Origin of the sequence: Parendozoicomonas callyspongiae (assembly GCF_023502345.1) — a bacterium.
Lineage (GTDB): Bacteria > Pseudomonadota > Gammaproteobacteria > Pseudomonadales > Endozoicomonadaceae > Sansalvadorimonas > Sansalvadorimonas callyspongiae.
On the sequence record NZ_JAMFLX010000018.1, the window covers coordinates 88,082 to 104,441 of the forward strand.

General features: G+C 49.0%; 9 protein-coding genes. 3 read left to right on the forward strand and 6 right to left on the reverse strand.

Features of this window, described 5'->3' with window-relative positions; translation table 11 throughout:
• Nucleotides 1-93 precede the first annotated feature (93 nt).
• Both M3P05_RS13760 and M3P05_RS13765 read right to left on the reverse strand, forming a co-directional pair.
• Nucleotides 94-1,215, reverse strand: a complete 1,122-nt coding sequence (locus M3P05_RS13760) for a Gfo/Idh/MocA family protein (protein ID WP_249700304.1) — start codon at nt 1,213-1,215, stop codon at nt 94-96.
• Between the two features lie 250 nt (nt 1,216-1,465).
• Entirely contained in the window at nt 1,466-3,133 is a 1,668-nt protein-coding gene (locus M3P05_RS13765; RefSeq protein ID WP_249700306.1) for an aspartate-alanine antiporter-like transporter, read from the reverse strand.
• A gap of 45 nt (nt 3,134-3,178) precedes the next feature.
• Here M3P05_RS13765 and M3P05_RS13770 point away from each other — a divergent pair, with 45 nt between their 5' ends.
• Together M3P05_RS13770 and M3P05_RS13775 are read left to right on the forward strand one after the other, a co-directional pair.
• Nucleotides 3,179-3,334 carry a hypothetical protein gene (locus M3P05_RS13770; RefSeq protein ID WP_249700308.1) on the forward strand — a complete coding sequence of 52 codons (156 nt, stop codon included), beginning with the start codon at nt 3,179-3,181 and terminating at the stop codon, nt 3,332-3,334.
• Between the two features lie 85 nt (nt 3,335-3,419).
• Nucleotides 3,420-5,144 (forward strand): ABC transporter transmembrane domain-containing protein, encoded by a 1,725-nt coding sequence (locus tag M3P05_RS13775; protein ID WP_249700309.1) that lies wholly within the window; start codon nt 3,420-3,422, stop codon nt 5,142-5,144.
• On the opposite strand, the gene M3P05_RS13780 is transcribed toward M3P05_RS13775, so the two are convergent.
• Both M3P05_RS13780 and putA read right to left on the reverse strand, forming a co-directional pair.
• Nucleotides 5,145-9,611, reverse strand: a complete 4,467-nt coding sequence (locus M3P05_RS13780) for a protein kinase domain-containing protein (RefSeq protein ID WP_249700310.1) — start codon at nt 9,609-9,611, stop codon at nt 5,145-5,147.
• Nucleotides 9,612-9,728: 117 nt separating this feature from the next.
• Nucleotides 9,729-12,896 carry a bifunctional proline dehydrogenase/L-glutamate gamma-semialdehyde dehydrogenase PutA gene (putA, locus tag M3P05_RS13785; protein WP_249700311.1) on the reverse strand — a complete coding sequence of 1,056 codons (3,168 nt, stop codon included), beginning with the start codon at nt 12,894-12,896 and terminating at the stop codon, nt 9,729-9,731.
• 247 nt (nt 12,897-13,143) lie between these two features.
• On the opposite strand from putA, the gene M3P05_RS13790 reads away from it, so the two are divergent.
• Nucleotides 13,144-13,359: a DUF3820 family protein gene (locus M3P05_RS13790; protein WP_249700312.1), complete on the forward strand. Its 216-nt coding sequence runs from the start codon at nt 13,144-13,146 to the stop codon at nt 13,357-13,359.
• A gap of 10 nt (nt 13,360-13,369) precedes the next feature.
• Here M3P05_RS13790 and M3P05_RS13795 read toward each other — a convergent pair whose 3' ends face one another.
• Together M3P05_RS13795 and M3P05_RS13800 are read right to left on the reverse strand one after the other, a co-directional pair.
• Entirely contained in the window at nt 13,370-14,956 is a 1,587-nt protein-coding gene (locus M3P05_RS13795; RefSeq protein WP_249700316.1) for a PI-PLC domain-containing protein, read from the reverse strand.
• A 77-nt stretch (nt 14,957-15,033) separates the two neighbouring features.
• The coding region (locus M3P05_RS13800; RefSeq protein WP_249700317.1) for a metal-dependent hydrolase family protein at nt 15,034-16,360 on the reverse strand (1,327 nt) is incomplete at its 5' end.

A 16,360-nucleotide genomic window follows, 5' to 3' on the forward strand; every position in this document is an offset into this window, starting at 1 on the left:
TGGTTAACCAGGTTTTAAAAGAGTCATCTTTATAAAATCTCCATCTAATGGTTTATGTGTGTCGTGTAAACGATTACATTTAATGAGAAATTTTTATTCTATATGCACCCATTTTTTCTGGTTTGCGGAAAGCTCCACAGCATCTAACACTTTCTGCGAGGCAAGCCCGTCTTTGAAGGAAGGCTGAAACTCTGAACTGGACTGAACCGCTTTGAGAAACTCATACAGAAGGTGAGCATGGGAATGTTGCCAGCCGAGGATATGTCCTGATGGCCACCAGTGTTGTACCCAGGGGTGGTCGTTCTCTGTTGCCAGTATTCTCCGGAAACCGGCTTCGGGTTCTGATGCGTCATAAAACTCAAGCTCATTGAGTCTTTCCAGATCGAACTTAATGGCTCCTTTTTCGCCATATATCTCCAGGCAGTTGGCATTTTTTCTTCCTGTTGCCATCCGGCTGGATTCAAAAGTGCCGATTGCGCCATTATTGAAATGAGCAAGGAAGGCGCAGGCGTCGTCAACCGTGACATCATCAATCCGGTTTTCGGTTTCATGGGGGCGCTGGTTGATAAAGGTTTTCATTAAACCGGAAACCTCGGCTATTTCACCAACCAGGTGGCGGGCCAGATCAACAATATGAGCATTGAGATCACCGTGCACTCCGCTGCCCGCTGTTTCTTTCCTCAGGCGCCATGTCATTGGGAATTCGGGGTTAACCAACCAGTCCTGCAGGTAGCAGGCCCGGAAGTGGCGAATTGATCCCAGTTTGCCTTTTGCGATAAGCCCTTTAGCCAGCTTGATTGCCGGAAGAAAACGGTAGTTAAAGCTGACGCCGTGGATCGTCTGGCTGGATAAAGCTGTCACAGCCATTTCCTCTGCTTGAGCAGTTGTCATAGCCAGAGGTTTTTCACAGATAACATGTTTGCCGTGACGAAGGGCTTCTATTGTGACGGAATAATGAAGGAAACCGGGTACGCAGATATCAATCACATCGATTTCAGGATTTGATACAACCTTTTTCCAGTCATTTTCAACAGTCTGCCAACCCCAATGCTCGGTGAACTCTTTATGATTTTCGGTTTGTTTGGTGGCAATAGAATGACATTGAATCCCCTCAATATCGGGCATCATGACTTTGATGGCATTGTAAGCACAACTGTGTGCCTTCCCCATAAAGCCGCTGCCGATCATGCCAATGTTTATTATTCTGTTGTTCACTGTATTTGGCTCCGAATTTTATGTAATCGATTACATAAGAGTTCGAAAAAGGTGTCAATAATTATTAGAGAGGATTTTTTAAACGAGAAATGCCTATTATCGACGAGCAGCTTTCAATGAGTGATACCAAAGGAATAATCTGGAAATAGGATTTGCAGACAGTTTGATATTTTTTCTCGCTGCCCTGAAACCGATGGGTCAGTTACAGGGCAGTATGTATATGATTGTTTTTATAGATCTGTCTTAGGGCTTAGATCACGATCATAATCGTACCAACCAAAGTCAAAAACACATTGGCAAACGTATAAGTACCCGCATATCCCAAAGAAGGAACATTGCTGTCTGCCTCCTCAGTAATAATATTCAGGGCTGGTGTTGAGGTCATCGCGCCGGTAATTGCACCCATTAACAAAGCTTTATTCAATCCCAAAACAAAGCGACCAAAGAAGTAAGCCAGTACTATCAGCATCAGCTCAATTATGACGCCGCTCATAATAATCTGGCCACCGGCAGCAAACAGGGCATCAATAATCCCGCCACCGGCACTCAGGCCGATATTGGCCATAAAGAACATCAGGCCCAGTTCTGAAAGAACATAGATCGCGGCTGGAGGAACCTGTCCGAAGGTTGGCTGGTTGGCCCGGATATGACCGATCATAATACCCGACAGCAGCAGTCCACCGGCATTACCCAGAGTGACATCAATGTGGCCGACTTTGACGATAACCTGGCCAATCAAAAGACCAACAACAATACCCAGAGTGAAGGTAATAAGGTCGGTTGTATGTGAGTGTTTCTCCTCATAACCCAGCAGCTGTGCCAGGCGTTCGAGTCTTACACGTTCACCGGAGATCAGCAATTGGTCACCCTTTGAAAGTTTCAGACCTTTGTTGATAGGCATCTCAATCTGGGAGCGTTTCACCTTGTGAACAAAGCAGTGGTGGAACTCATCAATGGCAAGGTCTTCGAGCGTTTTACCGGTCAACTGCTGGTTAGTGAGTACAATTTTCTGGTACTCAACCTGATAATCAAGCAGCTCGGTGTCGAGAACTTCTTTGCCCAGATCATAAGGGAGACGGATAAAGTCTCTCGGTTTGCCAACGATGGTAATGGAGTCACCTTCCAGTAGAGGTGTATCACCGTCGGGTTCAAAAACACTTCCGTTGCGGCGGATCTTATCGACCAGACAGCCTGTTCTTTCGTGCAGATTCAGCTGGCGCAGGGTTTTGCCATCAAACTGTGTCGCCTGTTCCTGGCTGAGGCGAAATACCCGAACGATTGGCAGGTCGCCTTTGCTGACAGTATCGGTATCAGCAGTAAGTCCACGCTCACGGGCCAGCCATTCGGATTCCTGTTTGAGGTTAATACCAATCAGCTTTGGGAAGTAACGGACAGCAATAATCAAGACCATGGTGCCCAGAATATATGTCATGGCATAACCGACACTGAGCATTTCAATCATGCTTTTAGCATTGGCTGGAGCAAGCTGCCCGATGGCATCCTGAGCGCCGACCAGTGTGGGCGTACTGGTAATAATGCCAGCCAGCATACCAGCGGCCAGAGCGTTATCCATTCCAGTGATGTAGACCGCCACTTTGGTCATAATAAGACCGCAGGTCGCAACAAAAGCCGCCAGAAGAATATATTTGGAACCGGATTCAAGAAATACGCTGAAGAACCGTGGTCCGGCCTGAAGTCCTACACAAAAAATAAAAAGGATAAAACCAATGGATGCCAGACCATCGGGCATGGTTAATCCGAAATAACCAAAAACAAGTCCAACAAGAAGAACACCCGAAGTAGCTCCTAATTCAAGGGATCCAAATCGTAGTTTACCCAGGCTGTAACCAAGAAAGAGGACAACAAAAACCAGAAGCGGCGCACTCTTGTGTAAGAGCGCCATAAGATCAATTTCCACGGTCGTATCCGAAAGGAAGGAGGCTAAAAAATTTGCGCAAATGATATGCCCATCGGTGCGATTAATATTGATTTATATCACTGTTTTAAGCAGCTGGATGCAGATGAAAAAGAGTTCAAACATTTTCAGGATTTTTATGCTGTTTTCTGGTGCATTTCAGTGATTTTTGTAAGAGAAAACATTCTCTTTTATCCAGAATAATGATCGGCGAAGTGAAGTTAATCGAAGAGGTTGATATGGTTACCAGGAAGCGTAGCTGTGAGCCCGCTATTGAAACAGGAATTTTATGCTGAGCTGGATCTGGTCTTACCTGCGTCCCTATCGCTGGCAGGTGTTAGGGGCTTTTGTTGCACTGGTGTTTACCGCCGTGATGACACTGGCTCTTGGTCAGGGAGTACGTCTGCTGGTGGATATGGTGTTTTCAGAGGGTTCTCTGGAAGGGCTGGAAGAAGCACTGACGGTATTTCTGTGGCTGGCTGCCGCCCTGAGCCTTGGCGCTTACTGCCGGATGTATCTGGTGTTCTGGCTTGGGGAGCGGGCTATTGCCGACATTCGCCGTGATTTGTACAAACATCTGGTGACACTGCAGCCATCTTTTTTTGAGGAGAATCTGTCGGGGGAAATCCAGAGTCGAGTCACAACGGATACTACCCTGCTGCAATCCGTTATTGGATCATCGGTTTCCTTTGCCCTGCGTAATGTTCTGATATTTGTGGGTGGCCTGGGTTTGATGGTTGCCAGCAACCTGAAACTCAGTCTGATAGTCTTATCTGTCGTTCCCCTGGTGATTTTTCCGCTTCTGTTCTTTGGCAGAAAAGTACGTCAACTGTCCCGTGACAGTCAGGGCAAGGTTGCCGATGTGGGTGCCTGGGCCGGTGAAACACTCCAACATATTAAAGTGGTGCAGGCTTTTAACGGTGAGCAGAGGGTGATTGACCGTTTTAATCATACGGTTGAGGATGCTTTTACCGTAGCCCTTCGCCGTGTCCGGCAGAGAGCGCTGCTGGTTGCCCTGGTTATGGTGATGGTGCTTGGCTCAGTGGCGGGAATGCTTTATATCGGAGGGCGCGATGTTCTGCAGGGAGCACTGACGGCAGGGGATCTGGCGGCATTTATCTTCTACGCCATTATGGTGGCAGGATCTCTGGCCGCTGTGACGGAAGTTTGGGGAGAGTTACAGCGTGCAGCAGGAGCCGCAGACCGTCTGCGGGAGTTAATGGCGACTAAACCTGATATATGTTCTCCCAAAGAGCCGGTTTCCCTGCCTGCGGTGGCAGGGCGAATCCGTTTTGATCAGGTCAGTTTCAGTTACCCTTCACGGCCGGATCAGAATGCCCTGGATAATATTTCCCTGGTGATTGAGCCGGGGGAGAGAGTGGCGCTGGTCGGGCCTTCCGGAGCTGGAAAATCGACCCTGTTTGAATTGTTGCTGCGTTTTCATGATCCCAAGTCAGGCCAGGTACTTCTTGATAATTACCCATTACCCGATCTGGCACTGGAACAGGTGCGCCAACGGTATGCGCTGGTTCCCCAGCAGCCGATTCTGTTCAGTACATCCGTTTATGAAAACCTTCGCTATGGTTCTCCTGAAGCCAGTGATCAGGATATCAAGCGAGCAGCCATAGCCGCCCATGCGGATGATTTTATTCAGCAGATGCCTGATGGTTATCACAGCTTTCTGGGTGAGCAGGGGATTAAGGTTTCAGGCGGTCAACGACAGAGGCTGGCTATCGCCCGGGCAATATTGCGTGATCCGCGAATTCTTCTTCTGGATGAAGCCACCAGTGCCCTGGATGCCCAGAGTGAGCATTATGTTCAGCAGGCGTTGGATCAGTTAATGGAAGGACGAACCACGCTGATTATTGCTCACCGGCTGGCAACGATTGCCCATGTTGATCGGATAGTGGTGATGGATAAGGGAAGGGTTATCGCTACAGGTCCCCATGATGAGTTGTTATCCAGCTCTCCCCTTTACCGGCGATTGGCAGAGCTTCAGTTTCGATCCTTCTGATCACCACTGTTTGTTATACATTGAGCTGGTTGCTGGCATCTGGCAGAAAGGTATCAGCTGTCTGATGTATGGGAAGTTCTCTACAGTTCCTTTGCAATAATTACATAGTCCACTGTCGCAGGTGCGACAATAATGGATTAAATCGTAATCTCTCATATTTTCTAATGTTGTTCTACAGGGTTCATTGCGATAACCCTGTAGGCGCCCTGGGCATTGCCAGGATATATGTCGACCGCTTTGCTGGCACCATTGTTGAAAAAGAGTTTTATTGGTTGTGATAAGTTCGTGGGAGTGAATTCGAGGCCGTTGTTGGGTACGTTGATGAGAGGACAGTGAATGATCTGACTGACCTGTTGGCTCATATGTAGTGCTAAGTCCAGGTTGTCTCTGTGAGCAGTGTGACTCTTTAGGGCAAGAAGGTGTGTAACTGTCTCCAGTTGATAGGCTGGATAGAGATATTGATGGCCCGTAATTGAGTGAATTTGCTGCATATGAGGAAGCAGTAAGGAAGTTGGCAGGTGGATGAGGCTGATAGGTTAAGTGGCTTGAATGGTTGCTTGAACTCAAAGAGCCAAGAGGGGAAGAATAGGTGTCTTTGATTCTCTGTTGGTCATCAAAGAGCGGCGATGTGAAATTTTTGTAACATCCCTCGCACATATCCCATCCAGAACGGTCAGTGAAGCATTCCATGCATGTAAACACATCCTGTGTCTGAAGTTCGGCGTCATCGGTATAATTCTTTTTGCAAATATCACAGCGCCAGCCTTCTCCAAAGTATCGAAGGGTGCTCAGATAAGCATCTGACAATGAGTGTGAGCTTATGCGCTTGAGAACATGTTTTCTTTGGGCAGTAGTGCCAGGTTTTTCGGTGAAGACACAGTCAACCGGCTTTGAAAACAGGTTGATAAAGTATTCAAAAAAGGTCTCCAGATCTTCAAAAGTAAGATAAGGCTTTGTTTGGCGTTGTAATGAGTTATCTGCCCAGTTTAATATATTCCCAACCACTCGAATCATTCGTTCTATATTGCTGGCAGGAATAGGAAGCTGACCCAGGTTTAACTTTTCGAACGATTCCAGGTCACGCAAAGGGCTTAACTTTTTGATGTGTTGTATTAGATCGAACCAATTACGCTGTCGGACTATTTCGTCTTTATTGCCGCTAAGCAACAGGTAAGTGATGATTAATGGAAGCTTGGCGTCATCGTGGCAAACTCCACTCATGTTTTGAACTGGCACGGGTGAGCGGAGGTGGATAATGGCTTCTCCACTTTCCAGGAAACGAATTCCGGTATTTAATATTCCGCCGACGTTTATTCCTGAATCCTTAAATACCCGGAGAGCCTTCAGGACTTCTTTCCCACCCTTAAGTGCCGCCAGAATCCTGTCGTTCTCACTAAGATGCATTTTTTGAATCTGGTCATAGTAACGATCATTCCCCCATAAACCAAAGTCATGACCCTGGAATAAGATAAACCATCGCGTGCGACCCTGACTGTCTCGCAGCCAGCCGCTGGCAATTCTTTTGTTGATAGGTAGTTGATCGAATTTTTGCAACAAATCATAGGATGTCATCATGTTGGCAACATCTGACTCTGAATTCAGATAAAGTAAAAAACGCTTGTCTCGGCAGATCATTTTTAATGCTGAAAAAGACTCGCCGGTCACTCTGTTGCCACTCGTGCTGCTGTCAGAGTAATGAAAATCCTGAAAGGGAATGCCGCTGTTGTCGTGTATAAAATGATAGATATTATCAAGAAGCGGCCCATGAACTGAGTGTGGAACTGTTCGCGGTGCAGTCCAGCTGATACCGCCGAAATGCTGCGAGGGTAACGGAGGTATTGATAGTGATGGTTGAGTTTCTGTTGGAGAAACTGTGGGACTGGAGCCGTGTTGTTGGTCTATGTGTTTCAGAATTCTTGTGAGATTTCCCTGTTCACTACAATTCAGGCAGCGGGCCTCGGTGGCACTGTATAGCGATTGTTGCTCGGCTCTGTCTTGCGTAAATGTATCAGAGTCAGAAAAGACAGCAGACTCATCTTCAGAGAGAAATGGTACAGGTACGGTTAATCCCATGCTCATAAGCTGCTTTACCCAGGCAATATATTTCCCGCAAAGGCGGGTGTTACATTGAGGATGCTGGAAAAGTGTCCAGCCGGGCATGGAGCAGACACTGCATAAGTATCCTTTATTAGCATCCTCTTTTGGTGGTATAACAGCCACAGGCTTGCCGTCAATTTCCACAAACTGGAATCTCGTGTGAACAGATTGATTTATCGCCCCCAGCTGTTGCACGGCGAGCTTTTCCATTTGTTTGATAGTTTCAAGCTGTTCAATAAGACAGCTGACGGAGAGAGTGGGTTTTCTCTCAACCAGACTACTGGCCAGATGTTGAAGGTGATTTAAGCTGAGGGCGTGTTGAACATGAAACTTATGGTGGTATTGCTCAACTAATGCCGAAAAGGTCTTGCCCAGTTTGTACATGTCTGCGTGGATGCCGTAACGAGTCTGATCTTCAAAGTTTTCATACAGAGGGGAATCAGTACATCCCGTCCAGGCTGCTACCGTTGCTTTGGCTCTGTTTTCAGGCAGGCAGTAAGCAAAATCTGACAGAAGTAACCTGAGAGTTGAATCGACCCTTTTGACCAGAAAATTCTTGAGGCTGATATCTCCATGGGAAAAGTGCATTTCGTGAGTATGTAGAGTTTCAATGGGCTGAAGGCCGCTGATGAGCAGGTCAATAATCAGCTCCAATGGTATAGATGACTGCAAATTAAGCCATTCTTCAAAACTGCCGTCATCAATATATTCATACACAAGGTATCGTGAAGCGGATTCACCGGTAGCAGACGTTGTTCCATGGGCTACAGGAAAAAGCATGCCTTCCACTTTTTCACCAAAAATTGTCTGGACTGTGGCCGCGCTGGAAACTTCCCTGTTACCTTCCTGGTTCGTTATGGAGTTTAACTCTTCACTTAACTGCCCTGAGCCATGGGTAAACTTGACGGCATAAGTCTTACCGTCAGAACCCTTTGCCTGGTAAAGACAGCCTGTTGCTCCCCGTGCCTTTTCTGTCGTTTCTTCAAATGTCAGAGTCAGTGTATCGCCGGTACTGTCTAGAACTACAATAAGTGACTCACTGAGTGAAGAGGGTGGAGAGCTGCTCTCGGATGTATAGGTAGAATCAGCTGGTGCCATGTGTTCCAAAACTTCATAAATACGCCCTTCAGCACTGATATACTGATCCTCCATCAATAGTCGGCCGGCCAGGTTCAGTAGAGATGAGACATCTTCTCCACCGCTAGTAGATGTGTTCTCAGGAGGCTGCCAGCCCGCCATAACAACTCCGCTGTCTTGCATGGCCAGCTGGAGCGTACTGAGTGAAACTGATCTGATCTTATGCATCAGTGTCAGGCGTTTGTTGAGGGATTTATCTGTGATTCGAGCCCGGAGTTTGGCATCAGTTTCGTCAGACAATTCTTGATAGCGAGGGTGGGTACGAAGAACTTCCTTGGCTGTATATTGGTCTGTATAGCGCAGGGCCAGCATGATCAGAGCAAGATCATCACTGGTTTCCTGCAAAGTGAGTTTGGACATGTCGTGATGTAATGGTTCTGAGTCGCCAAAATTAAGGCTCTCGATTGTTTCTTGCCAGGTATCAGCGCTGGCCACTCCACCCAATAGCCAGGAGAGCCACCAACTCTGGTCTCGAGTGGCGGGGTTGTTTTCAAGGAGTTCAATGATCAGGCGTTCCGAGAATGCTGGTGGTGCTTCCTCCTTCTGTAAAAAAACGGTGATTTGATCAGTGTTCAGGACTTTCTGGTGCAGGGCAATAAGTATCTGAAACCCCAATGAGAATTTAAAAAATGCTGAATCTACTACCTCAGAGGGCAAGTTGACGGCCTTCAAACGTTCATGGAATTTTGGACTTGCCTGCTCGGCCAGAGGATTAATTCTGATGACCAGTTTCAGGAATTCTAAACGCTGTGACAGTTTTGTTCTCTCTTCCGGGCTGGGAAGAACATCAGAGAGCATACTCACCGCCAACCCCGTTTCCCTGATGAGTCTTCGTTTGCTGAAATGCTTTGACTGGAACCTTTCCGGTAAAAGGATATCCAGCCGCAAAATGGCACCTATCAGTGCTTTCTCTTCCTCCGAAACCAATTTGTTCGGCAATAACTCTCTGTAGTCTTTGTGACTATCTTCTGCAATGCGTTCTGCAATGCGTTCTGCAAGCTGATCCAGGTCAGCTCCCAGCCCATAGGCAGCGAAAGGCTGCAGCTCGGGAGGTAGTTTTTGAATCCATAGATGAGCCCAAGGTGTTCTGGGCTTGGGCTTGGGGGGCTGGTTATGCTGGGGTGGTTGCTCTCTTGCTGGCGCTCGTATCATGGCCATATCAAATTCGGCATACAGAGAGAGAACGACTGTTATAAGTATTGCGGCCAGCCATTTATATCTGTATCCGCGCATAGGGCAAGACTTCCTATTTCCACAACCAGGGAGTGAAAGTCTAGACAGGAATCAAGCGCACGATCGAGGAAATGATTCCGGGATTTCCCCAGAATCATTGCAGAAGCAAGATGTCAATCAGTTTTCATTTCCAAGTGAAAGCAAAGTAGCATTACCACCAACTGCAGTTGTATTCACTGTCAGGGTTTTCTCAGTCGCAAATCGATAGAGGTAGTGAGGTCCACCGGCTTTTGGTCCTGTGCCTGACAGGCCCTGCCCTCCAAAAGGCTGTACTCCAACAACTGCACCAATCTGGTTGCGGTTGATATAGGCATTACCGGCATGGACGCTTTGCTGAATCCGGGTTGAAGTCACTTCATTCCGGCTGTGTACGCCCAGAGTCAGGCCAAAGCCGGTACTGTTGATCTCCTCAATCACTTTATCCAGCTCTTTGGCCTTGTAGCGGATAATATGCAGGATCGGGCCAAAATGTTCTTTTTCCAGCTGTCCGATAGTACGAATCTCAAAGGCCGTTGGCGGCACAAAGTGCCCCATATCGGTCTGACTGGTTAGTGAGCACTCTGCGACCAGTGTGGCATCCTTTTTCATTCGCCTGATATGAGCCATTAACCCTTTACGGGCCCGCTCATCAATCACTGGGCCAATATCTGTTGAATGCTGGCTTGGATCTCCCAATACCAGTTCTTTCATGGCTCCCTGAAGCAGTTCGATAATGCGGTCAGCAATATCTTCCTGCACGTAAAGCACCCTCAGAGCAGAGCAACGCTGACCAGCACTGCCAAAGGCTGATTTCACCACATCGTTAACCACCTGTTCCGGCAGGGCAGTAGAATCGACGATCATGGCATTCTGTCCGCCGGTTTCAGCGATAAGCGGAATGATCGGCCCACTTCGGTTTGCCAGGGTTTGGTTAATCAGGCGGGCTGTTTCCGTGGAACCTGTAAAGGCGACCCCTGCAATATCAGGGTGTGAGACGAGTGCGCTGCCAGCTTTAGAACCCTCACAGGGAAGTAATTGAATAGCTTGGCCGGGAACACCGGCTTCCAGCATCAGTTCGATAGCTCGGGCAGCGATCAGACTGGTTTGCTCGGCTGGTTTGGCAATAGCGGTATTTCCGGCTGCCAGTGCTGCTGTCACCTGGCCAAGGAAAATCGCCAGCGGGAAGTTCCACGGGCTGATACAGAGAAAGACTCCACGGCCACATAACCTCAGTTCATTTGATTCACCGGTCGGGCCAGGCATAACCATCACATCAGAGAACTTCTCCCTGGCCTGGATAGCGTAATAGCGGCAGAAATCGACAGCTTCCCGGATTTCATCAATGGCATCATGGATGGTTTTGCCAGCCTCTTTATGACAAAGGGCAACCAGTTCTTCCCGGTTATCCTCAAGAAGGTCGGCAAGTTTCTCCAGAGCTCTGGCCCGGTTCCCGGCAGGGGTGTTGTTCCACTCGGGGAAGAAATCACGGGCGCTCGCTATAGCCTGTTGAATAATCTCATCATCGCTCCAGTGAATCTGGCCAATCACATCGCTGGTCTGGAAGGGATTGTTGATGTCAGAAATATCATCAGTTTCCAGCAGCTTGCCATCGACTATTGGCCCCTTTGTCCACTGTTTGCATAGGAAACTCTGTACCTTCTCTTCAAAAGGCTGGTTGATCGACTCAATATCAATGTTGATACCTGCAGAGTTTTTCCTGCTTTCTCCAAATAGATCTGGCGGTAAGGCAATATGACGGTTGGCCAGTGTTTTGCGTGAAAGTAACGTATCTGCAGGATGGTGAACCAGTGATTCAACCGGAGTGTTGTTATCGACCAGACGGTGCACAAAGGATGAGTTGGCACCGTTTTCCAGTAATCGTCTGACCAGATAGGGAAGCAGGTCTTTATGGCTGCCGACCGGGGCATAGATACGCACTGGCCGCTTTTCATTACTGATCACCAGGTTATAGAGTGCATCCCCCATACCATGCAGTCGCTGGAACTCGTAATGATCATGGTCTGCCATGCAAAGTACGCTGGCCACAGTATGAGCATTATGGGTAGCAAACTGGGGGTAGATATTCTTTTGAGCCTCTTCACCCAGAAGGAACCTGGCGCAGACAAGATAGGCTACGTCTGTCGCCTCTTTGCGGGTATAAACCGGGTAACCGGGGTAGCCGTTCTGCTGGCTCAGCTTTATCTCGCTGTCCCAGTAAGCACCTTTCACCAGGCGGACAGGGATAGTGTCACCCTGCTCCCGGGCAAGAGCGTTCAACCAGCAAAGGGTGGGGAGTGCCCGTTTGCCGTAGGCCTGAACCACAAGACCAAAGTTTCCCCAGCCCTTGCAGTCAGGATGCTGATAGACACGTTCAAAGATCTGCAGGAACAGCTCGTGGCGATCCTGTTCTTCCGCATCAAGGTTAATGGCGACATTCAGCTGTTTGGCGGTCCGAACCAGTAACAGAACATCACTGACCAGCTCATTCAATACCCGTTCTTTCTGGGCCACTTCAAAGCGGGGATGCAGTGCGGAAAGTTTGATGGATACACCTGGCCGGGGAGAGCCTTCAACTTCTGGTGCCGCCCCCACAGCCTTGATGGCGGCCAGGTAATCTTCCAGATATTTTTCGGCATCCCCGGCTGTCAGGGCCGCTTCACCCAGCATATCGAAAGAGTAGGTATAGCCTTTTTCTCTGTGTGAAAGACCGTTTTTTAAAGCTTCTTCAATAGTACGACCCAGGACAAAGTGCTTGCCCATAATCTTCATGGCCTGGTTTATGGCCTGGCGGATCACCGGCTCGCCCATCTTGTTAACCAGACGGTTGATGATATTGGATGGCGAGCCATCTTCTCTGGAATCGAGAGAGGCAACTTTACCGGTCAGCATCAGCCCCCAAGTGGAAGCGTTAACCAGCATTGAATCACTTTGACTCAGGTGTTTTTTCCAGTCGGCAACGCTGAGTTTATCCCTTATCAGGGCATCGGCTGTTGCCGGATCAGGAATACGCATCAGGGCTTCTGCCAGACACATCAGGAGAATGCCTTCCTGAGTATCGAGACTGTACTGAAGTAACAGCGCATCAATCATATGGATGGCATTATCACTGGCGCGAACCTGTTCGATCAGGGATGTGGCTTTACTGGCGATGACGCTGCGTTCGTTGCCTTCAGGCTCCAGCTGTTGCAGTAATTCCTGCAGCCACGATGATTCATCAATGGCATAGTGGGGAGAAATCAGCTGTCGGATCGTATCCGGATGCTGTTCAAAAAAGGCGGGTGTGAAGGCATCAATAGCCTTGAACATAAGCGCTTCCCCTTTTTATAGAGGCCTTTAGAGGCGTTAGTGGAAATACCCTGCATTGTTATCGCTGGGATGGGTATTGCCGGCCCGTGGCTGTTTTGGGTTATCCGGTAGAGCACCGTTTTTTATTTATAAGACGGTGCCCATGCATATGTTTTATGGGTTTCTCCAACGTCGACAGGCTATAACGGTTGGTTGATATCCACAACTGTTTTATAAATGATAAATATTTTCCAGAAGTCCGTGTTCCATGTTTGACCAGAATGACCTGCTAAAGCTCGCCCGTACGGAAATGCCATTTGGCAAATACAAGGGACGGGTTTTAATTGATATACCTGAAGAGTACCTGCTTTGGTTTCAGCGCAAAGGGTTGCCAGAAGGTCAGCTGGGACGGCTTCTGGCGCTGGCATTGGAGCTACACGTCAATGGTCTTGCAGATGTGGTCAAACCTTTGAAGCAATCTTGAATCAATCAACCTAAGCGTCAGATTTCTCTGTCTGTCCAGAGCTATCTGTCTCAGAGCTGCTGTCGGGTTGCGTAATAACTTCTGGAGGATATTCCTTTTCATCCTCCGGTGATTCGTCAATCGGCGTATCAGGCTTATAGCTGTTGATCTGGTCACTGCCTTCCGGTTCCTGGTTTTGCTCTGGGCTCTGTGATCTGGTTGGTGTTGGGTGTGCGCGGTTCATTTCTGCCAGACAGAAATCGTAGATTCTGTGCTGATCTGCATAATCCATGCTGACAATGTTGATGCTGTTTCCCTGGGAGCGCAGGGCATTGGAGGTATATCTGGCTATTCCATCAGGCCAGCGAAGGGTCTTATTCAACTTTTCCAGTGTGCTGATATTGAGTGGGTTGAGAGTGAAATCCTGGACATTCGGTGTCAGGTAAAGCGGTACCAGAACCAGACCTTTTCTCTGCTCCCTGGCAGCTTCTGCAGCCAGCTCCTTACGCAACAGGTCTGATCGATTATGTTCTGCATTCAGGTGAGAGAGTGTATCGGGGTTCCACATCCATTCCTTTCTCTCAGATGTCTGCGGACCCAGTGCCATGATCCGGCCTTTGGATTTCAGCTGCTCAGCAAGTACAAAACTGGTACCAATCTCTGGCGGGAGTAGAAGCCCCTGGGCCCCCAGCTTGGCCTCAACCGCGTTGTAAATCAGATCAACAAATGCAGAGGGCATTTTGGGACGTGGCTGCATATCCAGGATAATGAACTCGTTGGGATTGGCTTCCAGGAATGCTTGAATATCGTCAAGGATACTGCTGAGCTTGGCCCCCCTCAGACCATGAGCAGTGACGACTTCGAAGTGGCTGTCTTCATCATCACTGCCGACCACCATCAGGTTTAAATCCAGATAACGGATTCCAAGATTTAACAGATCACCAGCGGGACGGGCCTGGGTCTTGGTCCATGATGAGAAGTAGTACTTGGCCAGTTTTGGGGTGAAACCGGGAAGCTGGCGAAGGTATCCGTAGTAATTGATCCGCTCCCCGGTTGCCGGAAGAGCCAATTGGCTGCGACTGTTCTGGGCATGGGTGCCTGTGATATGGGCACCTGGAATACAAAGCTGATCAAAGCGTATATCTGGCTGAGCCCTGGCGACAGCTTCCATCCAGCTGTCTGCATCCGGAGTCGGGCTCTGTTTGGGGGGGGCATGTTTAAGGTTGATACCGAATCTTTCATCCCAGCGACCTGATCTGTGAAACTCAATATCGATACCATCAAGCCAGCTGATATTGTAGCTGCGGAGCAAAGACCACTGGTTATTGCCGATCTCTCTGGAGTAAATTTCCAGCTCTCCCCCAGTTTTGCTGGGCAAGCAGATATCCTTGGACTGCCATTTCAGGTGGTAGGGAGAGCCGTAAGCTCCTGAAGTCACAATGCTCCCATCTGCATCCCGGATTTTGATGCCAATAGCTGTGTTGTGGAACAGAGCATCGGTTACCCGGGCAAGCCTGTTGCTGAGGCAGTACTGCCCATCCGGGGCCGCATAGGCGTTGGGCAGTTGCAGAAAAAGCAGCGAAATAAAGGCTGAAAAGGCTGGCAGGAACCTGGTCACTGTCTGTCTCCCGTTGACAGTTACTGTTCCTCTTATGTCGGCCTGTATGTCTCTATCTACAGAATGCGAACAGACTGCTAGAGCTGCAGATAGATACGCCCGGACTTCATAACGAAACCAATCTGCTCAAGAAGAGATATGTCTTCAAGGGGATTTCCTAGTGTGGCGACGATATCTGCCTCATATCCGGGAAGAAGCTGCCCTCTTGTTGGCAGATCCAGCAAGTCCGAGGCATTGATTGTAGCACTTTGCAGCGCCTGAAGAGGTGTCATGCCCAGCTCATTCACCAGTCGGCCAAATTCCTCAGCATTTCTGCCGTGAGGGAGAACAGCTGCATCTGTTCCAAACGCGAATTTAACTCCAGAGCTGACAGCCTGCCGTAACCGCTTCGTCACTTCATTCGCCAGTCGGGTCGCGTTCGTCACGCCTGCTGGTGATAATTCAATATCCCGCAGCATATGGCTGATGGAATAGGTGGGAACCAGCCATGTGCCATGAGCCAGCATCATATCGATAGCTTCCTGATCAATCAAAAAACCGTGTTCAATGGAATCAACTCCTGCTTTGACAGCTGACTTTATTGAAGAGCTACTGTGTGCATGGGCGGCAACCCTGAGTCCAAAGCGATGGGCTTCCTGAACCAGGGCATTGAGTTCATCCTGGGAGATATTGCCTTCAAGAGTGCCATCTGACATGGCCCCACCACTGGCGGTGACCTTGATCACACGTGCCCCCATTCTGATCTGGTAGCGCACGGCCTTTAAAATCTCAGCCACACCATCGGCATGACCATATTCGGGGCGTGGTACCAGTGTGCCGTGGACATACCCGGAGAAATCACAGTGTCCTCCGGTTGCGCAGATTGCATGGCCGCAGGAGATCATATGCGGTCCATCGACCCAGCCCCGGTCTATTGCCCGCATAAGCGACAGATCTGCAAAACGGTAGGAGCCCAGATCCCTTACCGTGGTAAAGCCTGCCAGAAGAGTTCGCTGGGCGTTGGCGACTCCCCGTAAGGCCCAGTCGGCTTCACTTTCCCTGACAGCCTGTTCGCGCCAGCCAGGGACGATATTTCGGGTCAAATGAGTGTGGCAGTCAATAAGGCCAGGCAGCAGAGTATGTCCGGGCAGATGAACAGTGACGCCTTCAGGAAGTGTATCGGGGTTTATGGCTGAAATACGGGAACCGCACAGGACAATATTTCCCGGGTAGTTCAGCTGGCCGGACTTCACATCCAGCCAGGCATCAGCCATCAGAATGGTGTGACTGTTGGCCTGCACCAGTGAAATGGCTCCAGCCAGAAAAAGAAGAGCAAAGAATCTGAGCTTCATAGTGATAACCTGACGGCATAAACGCCGGGCAAGATAGTCTGGTTGAAACTCAGCAGTTTGCCCTGTTTTTTTT